Annotated in this window: 15 protein-coding genes; 11 read left to right on the forward strand and 4 right to left on the reverse strand. The window is 57.9% G+C overall.

All coding sequences use genetic code 11. The annotated features are described in order from the left end of the window. Positions 1-2: 2 nt before the first annotated feature. Entirely contained in the window at positions 3-1,166 is a 1,164-nt protein-coding gene (locus ABVT35_RS04640) for an ABC transporter substrate-binding protein (protein ID WP_368465111.1), read from the reverse strand. A 161-nt stretch (positions 1,167-1,327) separates the two neighbouring features. Here ABVT35_RS04640 and pedF point away from each other — a divergent pair, with 161 nt between their 5' ends. Together pedF and ABVT35_RS04650 are read left to right on the forward strand one after the other, a co-directional pair. Further along, positions 1,328-2,023 (forward strand): cytochrome c-550 PedF, encoded by a 696-nt coding sequence (gene pedF / locus ABVT35_RS04645; RefSeq protein WP_368465112.1) that lies wholly within the window; start codon positions 1,328-1,330, stop codon positions 2,021-2,023. A 13-nt stretch (positions 2,024-2,036) separates the two neighbouring features. Next, positions 2,037-2,936, forward strand: a complete 900-nt coding sequence (locus ABVT35_RS04650; RefSeq protein WP_368465113.1) for a substrate-binding periplasmic protein — start codon at positions 2,037-2,039, stop codon at positions 2,934-2,936. Between the two features lie 38 nt (positions 2,937-2,974). Here ABVT35_RS04650 and ABVT35_RS04655 read toward each other — a convergent pair whose 3' ends face one another. Both ABVT35_RS04655 and ABVT35_RS04660 read right to left on the reverse strand, forming a co-directional pair. Beyond that, positions 2,975-3,862, reverse strand: coding sequence for an FAD:protein FMN transferase (locus tag ABVT35_RS04655; RefSeq protein ID WP_368465114.1), 888 nt, complete (start codon positions 3,860-3,862; stop codon positions 2,975-2,977). After that, positions 3,859-5,955 (reverse strand): 4Fe-4S binding protein, encoded by a 2,097-nt coding sequence (locus ABVT35_RS04660; RefSeq protein ID WP_368465115.1) that lies wholly within the window; start codon positions 5,953-5,955, stop codon positions 3,859-3,861. The genes ABVT35_RS04655 and ABVT35_RS04660 overlap by 4 nt, the downstream gene beginning before the upstream one ends. A gap of 112 nt (positions 5,956-6,067) precedes the next feature. Here ABVT35_RS04660 and ABVT35_RS04665 point away from each other — a divergent pair, with 112 nt between their 5' ends. Then, positions 6,068-6,856, forward strand: a complete 789-nt coding sequence (locus tag ABVT35_RS04665) for an ABC transporter permease (RefSeq protein ID WP_368465116.1) — start codon at positions 6,068-6,070, stop codon at positions 6,854-6,856. A 46-nt stretch (positions 6,857-6,902) separates the two neighbouring features. Here ABVT35_RS04665 and ABVT35_RS04670 read toward each other — a convergent pair whose 3' ends face one another. Then, the gene (locus ABVT35_RS04670) at positions 6,903-7,589 is read right to left on the reverse strand and encodes a FadR/GntR family transcriptional regulator (RefSeq protein ID WP_368465117.1); all 687 of its coding nucleotides are present in this window, start codon (positions 7,587-7,589) and stop codon (positions 6,903-6,905) included. Between the two features lie 178 nt (positions 7,590-7,767). Here ABVT35_RS04670 and ABVT35_RS04675 point away from each other — a divergent pair, with 178 nt between their 5' ends. The 8 genes from ABVT35_RS04675 to ABVT35_RS04710 all read left to right on the forward strand — a co-directional run bounded on the left by ABVT35_RS04675 (position 7,768) and on the right by ABVT35_RS04710 (position 15,774). Then, complete coding sequence (locus tag ABVT35_RS04675) at positions 7,768-9,111, forward strand: NAD(P)/FAD-dependent oxidoreductase (protein WP_368465118.1); 1,344 nt, start codon at positions 7,768-7,770, stop codon at positions 9,109-9,111. A 66-nt stretch (positions 9,112-9,177) separates the two neighbouring features. Next, complete coding sequence (locus tag ABVT35_RS04680) at positions 9,178-10,650, forward strand: glutamine synthetase family protein (protein WP_368466270.1); 1,473 nt, start codon at positions 9,178-9,180, stop codon at positions 10,648-10,650. A gap of 138 nt (positions 10,651-10,788) precedes the next feature. Beyond that, positions 10,789-11,658 carry a glutamine amidotransferase gene (locus ABVT35_RS04685; protein WP_368465119.1) on the forward strand — a complete coding sequence of 290 codons (870 nt, stop codon included), beginning with the start codon at positions 10,789-10,791 and terminating at the stop codon, positions 11,656-11,658. Further along, positions 11,646-12,515 carry a GXGXG motif-containing protein gene (locus ABVT35_RS04690; protein ID WP_368465120.1) on the forward strand — a complete coding sequence of 290 codons (870 nt, stop codon included), beginning with the start codon at positions 11,646-11,648 and terminating at the stop codon, positions 12,513-12,515. Before ABVT35_RS04685 ends, ABVT35_RS04690 begins: the two co-directional genes overlap by 13 nt. A gap of 22 nt (positions 12,516-12,537) precedes the next feature. After that, the gene (locus tag ABVT35_RS04695) at positions 12,538-13,893 is read left to right on the forward strand and encodes an FMN-binding glutamate synthase family protein (RefSeq protein ID WP_368465121.1); all 1,356 of its coding nucleotides are present in this window, start codon (positions 12,538-12,540) and stop codon (positions 13,891-13,893) included. A 12-nt stretch (positions 13,894-13,905) separates the two neighbouring features. Next, positions 13,906-14,319, forward strand: coding sequence for a hypothetical protein (locus ABVT35_RS04700; protein WP_368465122.1), 414 nt, complete (start codon positions 13,906-13,908; stop codon positions 14,317-14,319). Positions 14,320-14,323: 4 nt separating this feature from the next. After that, positions 14,324-15,172, forward strand: a complete 849-nt coding sequence (locus ABVT35_RS04705; RefSeq protein ID WP_368465123.1) for a carbon-nitrogen hydrolase family protein — start codon at positions 14,324-14,326, stop codon at positions 15,170-15,172. Beyond that, positions 15,169-15,774: a hypothetical protein gene (locus ABVT35_RS04710; RefSeq protein WP_368465124.1), complete on the forward strand. Its 606-nt coding sequence runs from the start codon at positions 15,169-15,171 to the stop codon at positions 15,772-15,774. Before ABVT35_RS04705 ends, ABVT35_RS04710 begins: the two co-directional genes overlap by 4 nt. Positions 15,775-15,898: the final 124 nt, after the last annotated feature.

Consider the following 15,898-nt stretch of genomic DNA (forward strand, 5'->3'; position numbering starts at 1 on the left):
GGTTACTCCGTAAAGGCCTGGCATTTACTTTCGGGCTGATCGAGCCCCAGCGTGTCGAGCTCGGTTCGCTGATGCAGAAAGCCCTCAAGTGGCGCCATCGCGACAAGGGCGCGGGGATGAACAATCGGTATGGGCTGCCGCAGCTGGCCGTTCCAGCTTCGGTAATTCATCGGTCGCCCCTTGAACCCGGCCAGCTCGAACTCGTCCGAGATCAAATATTCCCGGAGCGTGGCTGCATCGGCGGACTTAGTCCGTGTCACGGCCTCGCCGATCGACCGAATGGCCGCCCAGGCCGCATAGTCCTTTGATTGCATGCCGCGACCCGCAAAGTCGGCAAACCGGCTTTGCAGCTGGGCCGCGCCCCATTGTTCGACGACCGGAGCCCATGTAACGGCCGTCAGTCCTTCCGAGCCAGTTACAGGGCGGGCCTGCCAGGTGTTGTAGAGAACATAGCGCCCGAAATCCCCGGTCTCGTCGGCAATCAGCAGCGCGTCATAGTCGCCGAGATCCTGGGTAAAGAGCGGCACTTCCTGAGCCGCATTGCGCCGCATGTCGGCGTCAAACGCCCAGGTCTTCTCGGTGTCGATATCAAGGCCGAATTTTGCCGTCGAGTTTCTAAGCGTATCAGCGAATGCAACATCAGCCGGATGCACCCCCGCAACGAGCGCGAGATCATCCCAACGTTTGCGCACCAGGAACTGTGCCAGCGCATCCGTGCGCATGGCATTTGATGGCAGTGTGTGGAGGATGTTACCGCGACAGTCCTCGCTGCGCAGGCGCGCTTCCGGCGCGGCGACATTGAAGATCACCGCCCCGGCGGCCTTGTCTAAATCAGCGACGGCAAGCAGATCGTCCGGCGGGGCATCAATGACCAACAACTGCGTGTCGGCGAGTGCGGCATTCGCTGCCTCTCTCAGATCGTCATCGGGCGCGATGGCAGTGTATGTGAGTTCGTAGCGCTGACCGAGAAATGATCCGGTTGTCTGATTGTCGGCCAGACCGACCCGGGCACCGGCGAGGCCCAGATTGTCAGGAGGTGAATCCAGATTTGACAACGTCGGCGGTGCTTCGACATCCTTGCGCAAGTAGTGAATACGCAGATCGACATCGGCAAGTGCCGTGCCGGCAAAAAAGATCCCGCCCAAGCACCAGACAATGCGAAACATGACGTCCTCCTGACGGAGAGCCTCGCAACGAATTGTCGGGAATAAAATTGCACTTAGGTCCAAGGCAAAGCCTTGGCACCAAAGTACACTACCGCCACCGGGGCGGCGGTCCTAATCATGTGGCGAACAGACAGTTTCGTGCATGTTATTGGGAGGAAACAATGGCAACCACGCGCACGCGTATGTTTATGGCGATGTTCGGCCTCGTGGCTGCAACCGGCCTCGCATTTGCTCATGGAGATGTGGCGCCTCAACCCGTCGACACGGATGCCTTGCCCGATATCGGCGACGAATGGCTGACGGAAAACCCCTACCGGGATATGGGTGAAGATGTCTGGCGGACTGCGATCGACATCGGCTCCTCCGGTTACAACCAGAACTGCGCGCGCTGCCACGGGCTTGGCGCGATTTCCGGCGGACTGGCGCCCGATCTTCGCTATCTAGAAGCCGAAGAGGAAGGCGATGAGTGGTTCATGGATCGCTTTCAGACCGGCTATACGCAGAACGGCATCACAAAAATGCCTGCCTTCGGCGAACTTCTGGGCCAAAAGGCGGCCTGGGCAATCCGGACCTATGTCGAAACCCGTCCGGATGAGGGTGCATTGGACGACTTCACACCGCGCCTGAAGGAATTGCGCGATCTGCTGGCCGAATGGGGCCAGTCCGACGGCGATGGTGCCGATCCGAAAACGGTATCCATGGAGCTTGCCGAAATTGCGACAAAGATCGAAACCGGCTCCGGTGCGCCGACGGCTGACAGCGTCGCCTTTCGCGCCTCCCGTCAGATCGACGGAACAACGGCATCCTACAAGGCTGCAGCGGAAACACTGACGGTTGGCCTGTCCGCGGCCGAGTAGATATGGATGGTCAATGCACGGGGCGATTGGATACCTGATTTTGACGCTTGCGGTCAGCCTCGCAGCGAGCGGGACTGCATCCGCCCGCTGCAAGGATTTTGTACCCGGACCAAAGCCGCAAAATGTGGGTCGCGACATTGTCGGACAGGAACTTGATCAGATAATCGACCGCGGTTTCATCGAGTTCGCGGTCTATGAGGATTTTCCGCCTTATTCATACAGGAAAGGCAGCGCCAGCCGCGGCATCGATATTGAGATCGGCCGGATGATTGCCGCTGATCTGGGCGTGGAGGCGCGATTCAATTTCGTTGCCGCCGGTGAAAATCTCGACGCGGACCTCAGAAACAACGTCTGGAAAGGTCCGATAATCGGCGGTCGTGTGTCGAACATCATGCTGCATGTCCCCTATGACGGTGAATATGCGTGCCGCATCGAGCAGGTCGTATTCACGGGCCAGTATTTCGAAGAGGCGATCGCCATTGCCTACAGCGAAAGCGAATACGGCGACGAGCCGCCTGTGCCTGCTTATTTTCGCTACGACACCGTGGGTGTCGAGAACGATTCCATATCCGATTTTTACCTCACGACGCTCTTTGGCGGTCAGCTCGGCAAAAACATCCGGCGTTTTACGACCGCCGCCGAGGCGATGGCGGCGCTCGCCTCGGGCGAGGTGAAAGCCGTCATGGGTCCTATGGCGCAGCTTGAATTCGGTTTGAACGATGAAGTCGGCATTCATCAGCCGCCGCTTCCCGGATTCGCCGTCGGTCGCTGGACGCTAGGCGTTGCCGTCAATTTCCGCTACCGGCCGCTTGCCTATGCGGTTGACGATTCCATCCGCAACGGTCTTGAGAGCGGCCGTGTGGAGGAGATTTTCGAGAGTTATGGTCTGACGTTTTCACCGCCTGTGCGTTGAGGTGCTAAACGTATTTGGTTTTGAACGAGCACGTCCCGTCAAACGGTAACCATATCTCCGGCACTGTCGATGAGCGTGACGCGTTTGATACCCGGAAGCCGCTGGGAAATCCTTTGAACCAATTTCAGATCGGCATGACAAAGCGCGGTCGAAAGGCCGTCGGCAATGGTCGCCGAATGCGCCTCGACACTGACGGTGGACCAGACCGGCGGGCCGCCGGTGACCGGATTCAGTATGTGGGATTCGGCGGCAGAAAGCTGCAGGGCGCCGGGGCTGGATGTTGCGATGGCACAATTCGAAAGTGTCCGCTGCGCCAGCAATCCATGCACAGGATCCGAAATGCCCACACGCCAGGGGCCGCCGACAGCCCCAAATTCTCCCATATTGACGAGTGTTCTTGTTGCGCCAGCCTGGCGCATAAGGTCGACGATGAGGTCAGTAGCAAACCCCTGCGCAATACCGTTCAGGGTTATTTCCTGACCCGGTGAAAGCCTGATGTGGCTTCCATCGCGCCTGATGCGATGCCAGCCTACAAACTGTCGTTTTGGAACATCGAGATTTCCTTCCGCAAGCGCCCGCCATAACGGCTGGACGGTCGGATCGAACAAGCCGTCCGTGGCGCGGTGGACTATCCCCGCCAGTTCCATGAGCCGGTGAAACCGCGCGTCCTTCTCAATCAGAAAGCCTTTGCCATTCAGACGGGACAGCGACGATTGTGGATCGAAAAGGCTGAACAGATTTTCGACATCGCGAAGCGTCTTTTCTGCGTGCTTCAGCAGCGGCAAAGCCCATTCGTCTGGTCCGTGCAGCGTGATCTCGGCGTCGGCGCCAAACGCCCGCCCTTGCCACCTGACAGGCGATGCCGCGGCTGCCGGTGAAACGGTGCACGCTGCCGCCAGCGTGAGGAAGCGTCGGCGGGTAATCATTCGGCGGCAACCTTGCTGTACTGCTTTCGCGCCGCAAGAATGAGCGGTACGCATTGTTTTTCGTCGTCGTGGATTTTTACGCAGTCGAGGCATTGGAAACATTCCGAATAATCAACCGTGCCAGACTGCGAGATAGCGCCATATTTACACTTGACCTTGCAGAGCTGGCAGGGGCTGCCGCAGGCGCTGCGCCGGTCGATCCAGTCTCGCCCGCGGAACAATCCGCCAATGGCCATAACGGCGCCGAGCGGGCAGACATAGCGGCAGAAACCCTTGAACAGCATCGTTCCAAGCAGCAGCCAGGAAACCGCGTAGACGACGAAATACCATTCGCGCACGAAATAAACGGTGATGGCGGTTTTGAACGGTTCGATTTCGGCGACGGTGTCGATTTCCCCAGGTGCGACAAAGACGGTTCCGACGAGCCCTGCCAGAAGCACATATTTGATGCATTTGAGCCAGGCGTCCCAGCGCCTGGATGGCTCGTATTGCGGCAGACGCAGCAATCGTCCGATATGATGAGCAAATTCCTGAAGTGCGCCGAACGGACAAAGCCATCCACAGAACAGACCGCGCCCCCACAGGACAAATCCGACTATGGCCGCCACCCAGATGAGCAGCGAAAACGGATCATAGAGCAGGAACGAAAAACTGGCCCTGTCGATGCCGGCGCGCAACGCGCCAAGGACCGTGACGATCGAAAGCTGTCCCTGTCCCCACCAGCCGACGAATCCGACGACAAAAGCCAGAATGCCGAGCCTTGCCGGTGTGAATTGCTCCAGAGAGGCCATTTTGCCTTGCTGCCAATATAAAATGCCCATCAGGCCGATAAGAAAGGCGGCCAGTACGATCAGATCAGGCGCGCGGTTGAATAGGGCGTCCTGCCAAGGGGGAACCGGCTCCACGATGCCGGGGCGCATAAAGAAACGTTCATCGGTGCTGTGGGTTGAAGACAGCGTCACGCTGCCGACATCCGGCTGGAAAATACCGTGCTCACGAACCGCCTGAACATTCAGCGTCCAATCGCGTGTCGGATCGAAGCCGAGCCGCCTGTCGGTGCGCAGGATCATGGCTGTTCCGTCATGAAGGTCATCGGGCAGGTCGTCATTCAACTCGACCAGCAGATCAGCATCGCGCAGCGCCACCGGAAGCCCGTCCTGTTCCGCGGAAAGCCAGTCCGGCGCCGTATTGCGGACAAAGGCATCGGATACCAGACCGTGCCGTCCCGCATCGATGATCAACAAAGGTTCATCATAGGTCGATATAGACAGAAAGTTCTGCAGCTCATCAAAACTGTCGTCGGACAGGACCGTCCGCGCAATGGATGGCGGACCAAGATCGATGATCCACAAATCGAGATAGACGCCGTCCGGATCATCTTGTGCTTCCGGATCGTCCTCCTCCCACAGGGTGCCTGCAAAGGCCGCATCGACCTCGTGGTTCTGCACCGTTTTACGGGTAACAAGACCGGTGTCGACGAGATCCTGCCAGGTAAGCGTTTCGTCATGATCCCTGTCGGGGTAGGCGGGCGGACCTGTTGAAACGCCCTGCATCTTTTCACGGGCAACCGCGAGTGTCGCTGCAAGAACGCTCTCATGTGCAATGCGGATACTCGCGGTCGCTTTGGTGACACCATCGAGATAGACGAGCGAACTTCCGGCATCGCCGTCGCCATAGGGTGTTCCGACAACAAGTGACGACGAAATGGAGTGGCCGCGATACTGTTCAAAGAACTTTTGAAAGGGCGCTTCGCCGAGGCCTGAAACAAAGATCGGTTCATTGTGCGTGATCAGCCGCACATCCATGAACCGGCCGTCGAGGTCGAGGATCACGAGAATATTGATCGGCGTGCCGGAAAAGCCGGGCAGGGGGGCAAGCGGCTCGGTCTCGAAGACAAACCCCGCTTCAGCGCCGCCCGAATTCAGCAGTGTCCATACACCCTTGTCATTGACCGCCGGGCCTATTGAGAAGGGCGGCATGACATAGTCCGCCAAAATCTCCTTCGGCAGGCTTTCGGCGCGCGCCGGCAGAACCGACAGGCAAACCGCCGCGAGCAGCACGCATAGGAACCGGATATATCGAAACTCTCCCATTGTGCGGGAGCTTAAAGGCAGACAAATGCGCCAAACATTGTACCTAAGTCCGAAATAACCGGCGCCGGATGTGCTCTATCATGGGCCCGTTGCGAAATTGGATCTTTAAGGGATGCCGGTGCAATTGCAGGAACAGCGCGAAACCCGCTCGCGGGATTTCGGCGTCATGGGTCTTTCCTTGATCGGCCTGGTGGGCGGTTGGGCTGCTCTGGCGTGGGCGCTGAATGATGCGACAATTCTCCCCGGGCCGGCAACCGTGTGGAACGTGATCGCAGCTGAATTCTGGTCCGGTGCGCTTATCTTCCACACTGCCGCAACACTCGCGCGCGTGTGCGCGGCATTTCTGTTGGCGATGTCCATCGGAACGTTTGCCGGACTGGTGCTCGGTCTGGTTCCGCGCCTCAATAGGTGGGCCGATCCGTGGGTCGTCTTTTTTCTCAATCTTCCGGCCCTTGTGGTGATTGTCCTTTGTTATCTGTGGATCGGGCTGAACGAGGTGGCCGCCATCGTTGCGGTCGCAGTCAACAAGACTGCCATGGTGACCGTAACGATCCGCGAAGGTGTGCGGGCGATGGATCCCAAGATTGCCGATATGGCGGCCGTATACCGACTTGGTCTTTGGAAGCGACTGCGGCACGTGTGGCTGCCGCAATTGACCCCGTTCTTTTCGGCAAGTGTGCGCAATGGTCTGGCAGTCATCTGGAAAATTGTATTGGTCGTCGAATTCCTCGGCCGCGCCAACGGGGTCGGATTTCAGATTCACCTTTATTTCCAGCTCTTCGATATCGCCTATGTGCTTGCCTATTCGCTGACATTTGTCGCGGTCATGCTGTTCATCGAACGTGGTCTGGTTCAGCCCTGGGAGGCGCGGGCGTCGCGTTGGCGCCGGCGGGCTGCATGAGGCATTTGGTTCGGTTTGTGCTATTGGCCTGAAGCAGCCATTAAGCTCAGGTCGCCGCTGCGCGGGTGAGCGACAGCCGGGCTGTCTCCAGGTGGCTCTTCATCAGTGTTGCCGCGCGTTCAGGTTCGCGCGTGCGGATGGCGTTGAGCAGTTGGCGGTGCTGGGTGTTGTATTGGCTGATCGTTGCTTCATTGAGCGTTAGGCGCAGCATGCGCGACCACTGTTCTTGACTGCGGACCGAGTTGATCTGTCCGACCATCCAGATCAACAGGCTGTTGCCGGTGATCTCCGCCAGAAGATTGTGAAATGCCGCGTCTGCGACTGAAAACCCGGTGGGGTTGGAAACGCAGGATTCCATTTCCGACAGAAGCTCTTCAGCGCGCACAAAATCCGGCTTTCTGGCATGAAGAACAGCCAGCCTGCAAATATGCGGCTCCAGTGCAAACCGGGCATCGATCAGCTCCAGCGGCCGGGCATTGGCAACGATCGTATTGGTTTCCTCGACAGGCTCGAAGGTCACATAGGTACCGCTGCCCGGACGCACATCAACCAGCCCTTCCTTCTCGAGCTGATTGAGCGCTTCACGGATCGTGCCACGGGCAACATTGTAATCTTCGGCAAGTTTGCGCTCAGGCTGCAGCCTTTCGCGCGCGGCCAGTCGGCCTGCCTGGATTTCGCGCCGCAGCAGTCCGGCAATTTCGGCTGAACCCATTCGCGTCTGCTGTTGATTCATGGTGTCTCCTTGTTCCAAAATTGTACCAATATATCTAAAAACAGTCAAATTTTAAAAAACTGGACCAAAATAGGTTGCACTCTGGTACACTTTGGCATAGCGTTCGATGTCAGCGGCTCTAGAATGTGTTGGTCTGTCGAGCGGTTTTCAAGGCAGATCATGGATACTGAGGACAGTTATGGGTTTTCCGGATCGTGCAGAATACGTCATCGTTGGAGCGGGAATCCACGGTCTTTCGACTGCCTGGCGGTTGGCTGAACGCCTGATTGAGCAGGGCAGGGAAGTTGAAGGTCGCATAATTGTTCTCGACAAATCAGGAATCGCCTCGGGTGCCTCCGGTATCGCTTGCGGCGTTGTTCGCAACAACTATTTCCAACCGGCCATGCGCAATTTGATGGCGCATTCGGTGGGTGTCTGGGAAAGCGACCCGGAAGCCTTCAGCTATCACCCCGTCGGATACATGCAGATTTCCTGCGAAGCAATGCATAATGACATTGCACAAATCTATTCCGAGCAGCAGGCAATCGGATACGAGAGCGTTTTCATCGAGGGTGCAGACGCGTCAGCCAGCTACATGCGCGGCATATTCGACGACTGGCAGGCCAAGGGCATCACCTCTGTTCTGCACGAAAAGCGCGGCGGCTACGCAAACAACACGACATCCATATACGGCCTGGCCAAGAAGGCTGAGGCACTGGGTGTCCGCATAATCACCGGCGTCGAGGTCAAGGGCTTCGTCACGCAAAACGGGTCGGGAGCGGTGGCTGCCGTCGATACAAACCGCGGCATGATTTCCTGTGAGCATGTCGTCATCGGCGCCGGACCGTGGGTACGCGATTTCTGGAACATGCTTGATCTGCCGAAACAGATCACCGTGAAGGATCTCGACGGCACTATTCACGACAATGTGGACATGTGGCGGTTCTGGCAGCTGGAGGAGGGCGTTCTTCAGGTCGATCCGGGAATGATGCTGACCAATGACGGCAAGATGCCGCCGGTCATCCATGTCGATACCGACGCGCCGCTTTATTCGGATGTCGACAAAAGCCTCATAACCGACGAGATGTGGGGCATCTATTACAAGCCTGACTGGCACTTCGGTGGAATTCAGGGTGGCGCCTCCCCCTACAAGGTGGAAACACCGGTGGATGAGGTGGCGATCGACCCATACGGGCCGTCCAGTCCGGAATTCGTTTCCAGCCATGAATTTGCCCATATGTGGGTATCGGCCCTGGCCCATTGCCAGGCGCGATTCGAAGGTAAAATGCCCAAATATCACCGCGAACCATCGGGCGGTATCGGTTGCTTCACACCAGACAGCTTCCCGGTATTCGATCGCTTTCGCGAAAACGTTTCAATCATTGCCGACAGCAACCACGGCTACAAGATGCTCGGTGTCGGGCGCCTGGTCGCCGATGAGGTGATGGGTGACGAACAGGAGTTGCTGAAACCATTCCGTTTTGACCGTTTCAGTAAGGGCGCGCTCCATCCGACATCGAGCAGCCCGTTTCCGTGGAGCTGACCGACGGCATTTGAAAGGGACCAGAGATCCCGTGGCCATTAAATAGGGAGGATATCCGTGGCACGTATGGATATTGAGAATTTTGTAGAAGCCGATGGCAGGGACGCACAGATAAAGGAAGTGCGTGCCAAGATCGATGAGCTGGGTATCGAGTATCTTTACCTGCAGTTCGTTTCCGTCACCGGAAAAATCATGGGCAAGGGCATCCCGGCCGACCACTGGGAAAGCGTTGCCAAAAAGGGCTTTCAGCTGGTTTACGGCGCCACGGTGAACCTTTTCACCAACCGGCACGGCGAATATCTCGGCTACGGGCCGGAAGCGGCCGAGCTTGTGGGCATTCCGGAGCCGGAAACCATGATGCAGTTGCCGTGGGACAAGCGCATCGCGCGTTTCTACTGCACGCTCTTTCGCAACCGGGAGGAAAAAGAGGATCCGGGTGGTTTCCTGACGTCCGATTGCCGTGGCAACCTTCGGCGCCTTCACGCCGATTTTGCCGGAAAACACGACGGTCTGCGCCTGCGCATGGGCACGGAACCGGAAATGATGTGGCTGAAGAAGGACGAAAACGGCAAGCCCGCGGGTGGCTTTTCCAAACCCTATTGCTATCACATCGATCAGTTCGAGAGCCTTCGTCCGGTCTATATGAAAGTCATGGAATACTCCCGCGCCATGGGTCTCGACATGATCCAGGGCGACCATGAGGATGCGCCGGGTCAGCTTGAGCTCAACTGGATGTTCGACGACGTTCTGCGTAACGCCGACCGGTTGACGACCTATCGCCAGATCTGCGCCCAGGTTGCGCGCGAGTTCAACCTGATCGCCTGTTTCATGACCAAACCGTTCATGGGTGTTTCCGCCTCCGGCTGCCACCACAATATGTCGCTGTGGCGCGGCGGTGAGGACCATCTGCGTCCGACCGGAAATGATCCTGAAAACCTGCCGGGCATGAGTGAAAACTACATGTATGTCTCGGGCGGCACGAACACCTTCATGCCGGACGGCGACGACGTTCAGATGCCGGGCAAGGCCGGACTCGCGGCCATTGGTGGCATTGTCCACCATCTTCGGGCCCTCACGGCCATCGGCTCGTCCACGGTGAACTCATATCGGCGTCTCTGGGACACCGGATTCTGGGCACCGGTTTTTGCCGACTGGGGTTTCCAGAACCGGACCACGGGTCTGCGCGTCTCTGCACCGGGCCGGTTTGAGTACCGTTCCGTTGATTCCATGGTCAACCCGTATCTGATGGGCGCTGCAATCCTGGCGGCCGCCGATGACGGGATCGACAACAGTCTCGACCCGGGCGAACCGGAAGAACGCAACATCTACGAAGCCATCGAGGCCGGCAAGGATGTCAAAAAGCTGCCGATGTCGCTTGGCGAGGCGTTGGAGGCTCTGGCCGCGGACGAGGTCGTTCAGCGGGGTCTGCCTGGTGAAATGTACCGTCTGTACCACGAATACAAGTGGGACGAGTGGGAGCGTTTCATGCACACGGTCACCGAATGGGATCAGGACACCTACATGGAATGCCTGCCTTAAGGAAAAACAGCGCGGCGTCGCAACGGACGCCGTCAATCAGACAAACACGTTAATATTGGAGGATCGCATTCCATGTGTGGGATTGCAGGACTTATCCACCGAAGTGGCAGTTCGAATGTTGGTCTGGAAATGACCTCGATGCTGCAGGCCCTTAAGCACCGTGGACCGGATTCAACCGGATTTGCGGTCTACGGCCCGCCAAATCCAGGCGACTACGTTATGCGGGTGAAGGTGGCCGAACGCGAGGATATCGAGCGTGGGCATGGCATCATGGACGTTATATCCGGACGCATCGCAGAGTTGGAAAAAAGACTCGACGCGCACGGAGCCAACGTCAAGCAGAAGGACGAGGCAACGCCTTATGCACTGCGTTATGTCATGAGCCATGACGGCGACACGGCGGCGATGGCCGCTAATATTGAGGAGATCGACGGGGTTGAAATCCTTTCCTTCGGCAACGGCCTTGAGCTTATCAAGGACCTTGGCGATGCCGGCGAGGTTGCCGAAACCTACCAGCTGAATGATTTCAACGGAACGCATGCTATCGGTCACACCCGCATGGCGACGGAGTCGGATGTCGATATCCGCTCGGCGCACCCCTATTGGGCATTCCCGTACAACGATGTTTCGGTGGTGCATAACGGTCAGATCACCAACTACTGGCTTATGCGCAGACAGATGGAGCGCAAGGGCCACCGGTTCATGTCGAACTGCGACTCCGAACTGTTGGCCGTCTACACGGCGCACAATCTCGCCAATGGCGTCAGCCTTGATGACAGCCTGCGGCGTTCGATCGAGGAAATCGACGGGGTCTTTACTTATCTGGTTGCAACGAAAGACCAGCTCGGCATGGCCAAGGATACGATGGCGGCCAAGCCGCTTGTTCTCTACGAGAGCGACGACCTGATCGCAATGGCCTCCGAGGAGGTCGCGATCCGCGCCATTCTTCCACAGGAAATTGACACTTACGATCCGTATGACGAGGAGGTTCGGGTATGGCAGGCGTAACGGACACTGAACTTCAGGGCATGACCCAGGAGGAGCGCGCCGATGCGCTCGGCATGACCACCGAACAACTGACGGGACGTTCGCTCTTTGTCGAATTCGACCCTGACGCGGAGGCCCGGTTCACCTATCCGTGGGCGCCGGAGGTCGACTACAACAAGCGTATCGAAATCGATACCGACGATCTGACCACGACCGAAGTGAACGACAGGATGCGGGCGCTGATGGATGAGGGCTACGGCACGATCGTTGTCAAGAATCCGCGCGGAAAACACTCGCTGGGCGTTGGAGTCCTCAGCCGCCTGAACCTGATTTTCGAAGGTTCGCTCGGTTATTTCGCCGTCGGTCTCATCGACGGGCCCAATGTGCGCATCAACGGCCGTGTCGGCTGGTCATGCGGTGAAAACATGATGGCCGGCACTGTGCTCGTGGAAAAGAATGCGGGTTCGACATTCGGCGCGGCGATACGTGGCGGCGATCTTGTCTGCCGCGGATCTGTCGGCTCGCGTACCGGCATTGACCAAAAGGGCGGCACCATCATTGTCGGTGGCGATACTGGTGCGCTCTCAGGTTTCATGATGCAGCGCGGCCGTATGATTGTGTGCGGCAATGCGGGCAAGAACCTCGGCGATTCCATGTATGACGGAACGATTTATGTCGGCGGCGAAATTAAGTCGCTGGGTGTCGATGCCATCAAGGTCGATCTAACAGATCTCGATCGCAAATGGTTGACGCGCAAGCTGACGCAATACGAGCTCATGCCGGACAACGGCGTCGAGCATTTCACCAAGGTTGTCGCCGGAAAACAGCTCTGGAACTACGACAATCTCGAACCAACCGAAAAGAAACTCATTCTCTAAGTCACGGAAAGGACTGCGAATAATGGATCAGATACGCAAAAAACCGCTTGACCGTGACGTCTATCGGCTTGGAAACTCCTTCGTCTTTCCACCGCATGTCATTGACGATATTCACATCAAGTCCGAACTCGGGCGTTATCGCATGCGCGGATTTTCACTGTTCAAGAAAATCCCCCATTGGGACGACCTGACGTTCCTGCCGGGAACGCTAACGCGGTTTGTGATCGAGGGTTATCGCGAGAAATGCGAAACCAGAACCGTTATCGGACCGCGTGCAAAACGGCCGCTTGATCTGGACATTCCCGTCTACATCACCGGCATGAGTTTCGGCGCCCTGTCCTACGAGGCCAAGACGGCCTTGGCGCGCGGAGCGACAATGGCCGGCACTGCAACCTGCTCCGGCGAGGGCGGCATGATCCCGGACGAGCGTCGCTATTCGACCAAGTGGCTTTATCAGTGCATTCAGTCGCGCTACGGCTTCAATCCGCATCACCTCATGCTGGCGGACGGCGTTGAATTCTTCATCGGGCAGGGCTGTAAGGTCGGTCTCGGCGGCCACCTGATGGGTCAGAAGGTTACGGACCAGGTGGCGGAGATGCGTTCCCTGCCGGCCGGTATCGACCAGCGCTCGCCCGCACGTCATCCCGACTGGCTCGGGCCGGACGATCTTGCCTTGAAAATCCAGGAGATCAGGGAGGCGACGGACTGGCAGATCCCGATCCAGCTGAAACTGGGCGCAGCGCGCGTCTATGACGATGTGCGCATGGCGGTCAAATGTGATCCGGACTCCATCTACATTGACGGCATGGAAGGCGGAACGGGCGCCGGGCCGCATCTGGCCACCGAAGACACCGGCGTGCCGGGGATTGCAGCAATCCGACAGGCCCGCAAGGCCATTGATGACCTTGGCAAGACCGACGACATCACGCTGATCTATGCTGGCGGTATCCGAAACGGCGCCGATGTCGCGAAAGCCATTGCGCTCGGGGCGGATGCCATTGCCATCGGTCACTCGGCAATGATGGCGCTCAACTGCAACAAGGATATTCCCGAAGCAGACTTTGAAGAGGAAATGGGTGTTGAGGCCGGCAATTGCTACCACTGCCACACAGGCCGTTGTCCGGTGGGCGTGGCGACACAGGATCCGGCGCTACGCGCCCGCCTTGATCCGGACGAGGCAGCCGAGCGGGTCTACAACTTCCTGCACACGCTGACCATCGAGGCTCAACTTTTTGCACGCGCCTGCGGCAAGACCAATGTCCACTCGCTTGAACCTGAAGACCTGGCGGCCCTGACCATGGAAGCCTCGGCGATGGCAGGCGTTCCGCTTGCGGGCACCAACTACACGGTTGGCGTCGAAGATTATCACCATCTCTAGGGAGAAGTGCGAATGGCTGGCACACAATATCGCGGCTCCGACATCAAGGACGTCAATCAGTTTCTGGAGGACTCCGCCGGGCTGGAGAGTGAACGCGAAAAGGAAATCGGGCAGCACATCGGCTACCGGTATGACGTCAATCTTGTTCCGGATTACGAGCGGCTGACCCCCTTCCTGAAGGAGTATATGGAGGTCATGGGCTGGGATGATCTGAACTGGCTGGAAGATATTCATATGGGTTACGAGGACGGCAATGCCGCCGTGTTCGACCGAAATATCAATGGCTGGGTACGGGTGCCCGACACCATCGAGCTGCCGGACAATCAGCAGGACCGGGACATGATCGCCCGCGAGTTGCTGCTCAAATATCAGATGTCCGACCGTCATCCGCTCGTCAATCTCAGAAAGGCGTACAAAAAGTTTTGAAACAATGAACAGGCCTGTCAACATAGCCTGCCTGCAAACACGGCCCCAACCGGATTTCGATTCCGCGCTGGCCGAAGCGTGGATGCTGGCCGAGACGGCGGTCAGTGTCGGGGCACAGTTGATTGTCCTTCCTGAGTATTGCGGCGGACTGCGCACCGAAGGCGCGGCATTCGCGCCACCTGCGACGGCCGAAAATACCCACCCGGTGCTCGCCGGACTGCGCGATTTTGCCCGCAGTCAGGGGGTCTGGGTGGTCATCGGTTCGCTTGCGGTGACCGGACCTGCGGGCAAGATTTACAATCGTGGCTTCGTCATTGACGATGATGGCGCCATACGGAGCCGGTACGACAAGATTCATCTCTTTGACATCGATCTGTCGGAAACGGAATCCTATCGCGAAAGTGCTTTGGTGTCGGGCGGCAGGCAGGCGGTTCTGGTGGAAACGCCATTCGGCGTTCTGGCGCACACCATTTGCTACGATTTGCGGTTTCCGGGCCTGTACCGGGAGCTGGCGCAGGCCGGTGCTGAAATTCTGCTTGTACCTGCAGCCTTCACCAAGGTTACCGGCGAAGCGCACTGGCATATTCTCAACCGGGCGCGCGCAATAGAAAACGGAGCGTTTGTCGTTGCGCCCTGCGCGGTTGGGCCCGTGGAAGGTGGCGGTGAGAGCTACGGACACTCGCTGATTATCGATCCCTGGGGGGAGGTTCTGGCCGACGGCGGCGACCTGCAGGGCATCGTGCACGCAACGATCGATCTCGGTCAGGTTGCCGAAACCCGCCAGCGCATTCCGAGCCTGTTCAATGACCAGCACTTTGCTCTGTCCAAGGGACACGGGAGGGATGTCGCGTGAATTCACTGGCACAACTGGATGACCTTATGCATGCGCCGCACCCCGAAAAAAGCCGGTTTTTACGCTGGCAGTGCCGCGTGCGCCAGATGGCCATGCGCGGAAAGTCCGGGCAGCCGGACGACGGCGTCATGCCGGCGGTCCTGCTGCCCGGCGAGGATGCGCCCATGGGTCAGATCGTCACCGTCCTTTCCAAACGGGCGCAGTACTCGAAAACGCCCGAACTGATGCACATTGCCCGGCGCACAAACGATCCCGCGCAACGCCGCGAAAAGGCTCTTCAGTATTTTTCCGAAACCTATTTTCAAAAGGCCAACGAGTTCTCGGATGTACTGACCGCGGTGTTCTCTCCGAATTCGGCCGGTGCAAGGAGCATTGAAGACGCAGGAACCTGCAATTTGCTCTTTGACGCCTATGGTCAGCATTTTGATCTTGCGTGCACCGTCAGTCGCCTGGCGCCGGACCATTGGCAGCATCAGGCAACGTGGTGGCACAATTTTCAGTTCAACCCGCATTTGCACCCGCAATCGGTGGTGCTCGCTTTCAAACCGGATTGGGACCGTTGCACAGCCGATGAGGCAACGCAGCGGAATAATGGCAATTAGCCGACAATCGTGTCCCCGGGATTGATTTTCCGAGGCGCAACATACGGAGGATAGAACGACAGATTTTTTAGTTGGCCTGTATGCCGAATAAAAAGAATCCAACAGACGTGTGCAGGCAATTTGA

This window comes from Hoeflea sp. TYP-13, from assembly GCF_040932035.1.
In the GTDB taxonomy this organism is placed as follows: domain Bacteria; phylum Pseudomonadota; class Alphaproteobacteria; order Rhizobiales; family Rhizobiaceae; genus Hoeflea_A.

Coding starts and splice junctions, on each gene's coding strand:
- ABVT35_RS04640 (WP_368465111.1), bottom strand. CDS start 1,166: ATGTTTCGCATTGTCTGGTGCTTGGGCGGGATCTTTTTTGCCGGCACG.
- pedF (WP_368465112.1), top strand. CDS start 1,328: ATGGCAACCACGCGCACGCGTATGTTTATGGCGATGTTCGGCCTCGTG.
- ABVT35_RS04650 (WP_368465113.1), top strand. CDS start 2,037: ATGCACGGGGCGATTGGATACCTGATTTTGACGCTTGCGGTCAGCCTC.
- ABVT35_RS04655 (WP_368465114.1), bottom strand. CDS start 3,862: ATGATTACCCGCCGACGCTTCCTCACGCTGGCGGCAGCGTGCACCGTT.
- ABVT35_RS04660 (WP_368465115.1), bottom strand. CDS start 5,955: ATGGGAGAGTTTCGATATATCCGGTTCCTATGCGTGCTGCTCGCGGCG.
- ABVT35_RS04665 (WP_368465116.1), top strand. CDS start 6,068: ATGCCGGTGCAATTGCAGGAACAGCGCGAAACCCGCTCGCGGGATTTC.
- ABVT35_RS04670 (WP_368465117.1), bottom strand. CDS start 7,589: ATGAATCAACAGCAGACGCGAATGGGTTCAGCCGAAATTGCCGGACTG.
- ABVT35_RS04675 (WP_368465118.1), top strand. CDS start 7,768: ATGGGTTTTCCGGATCGTGCAGAATACGTCATCGTTGGAGCGGGAATC.
- ABVT35_RS04680 (WP_368466270.1), top strand. CDS start 9,178: ATGGATATTGAGAATTTTGTAGAAGCCGATGGCAGGGACGCACAGATA.
- ABVT35_RS04685 (WP_368465119.1), top strand. CDS start 10,789: ATGCTGCAGGCCCTTAAGCACCGTGGACCGGATTCAACCGGATTTGCG.
- ABVT35_RS04690 (WP_368465120.1), top strand. CDS start 11,646: ATGGCAGGCGTAACGGACACTGAACTTCAGGGCATGACCCAGGAGGAG.
- ABVT35_RS04695 (WP_368465121.1), top strand. CDS start 12,538: ATGGATCAGATACGCAAAAAACCGCTTGACCGTGACGTCTATCGGCTT.
- ABVT35_RS04700 (WP_368465122.1), top strand. CDS start 13,906: ATGGCTGGCACACAATATCGCGGCTCCGACATCAAGGACGTCAATCAG.
- ABVT35_RS04705 (WP_368465123.1), top strand. CDS start 14,324: ATGAACAGGCCTGTCAACATAGCCTGCCTGCAAACACGGCCCCAACCG.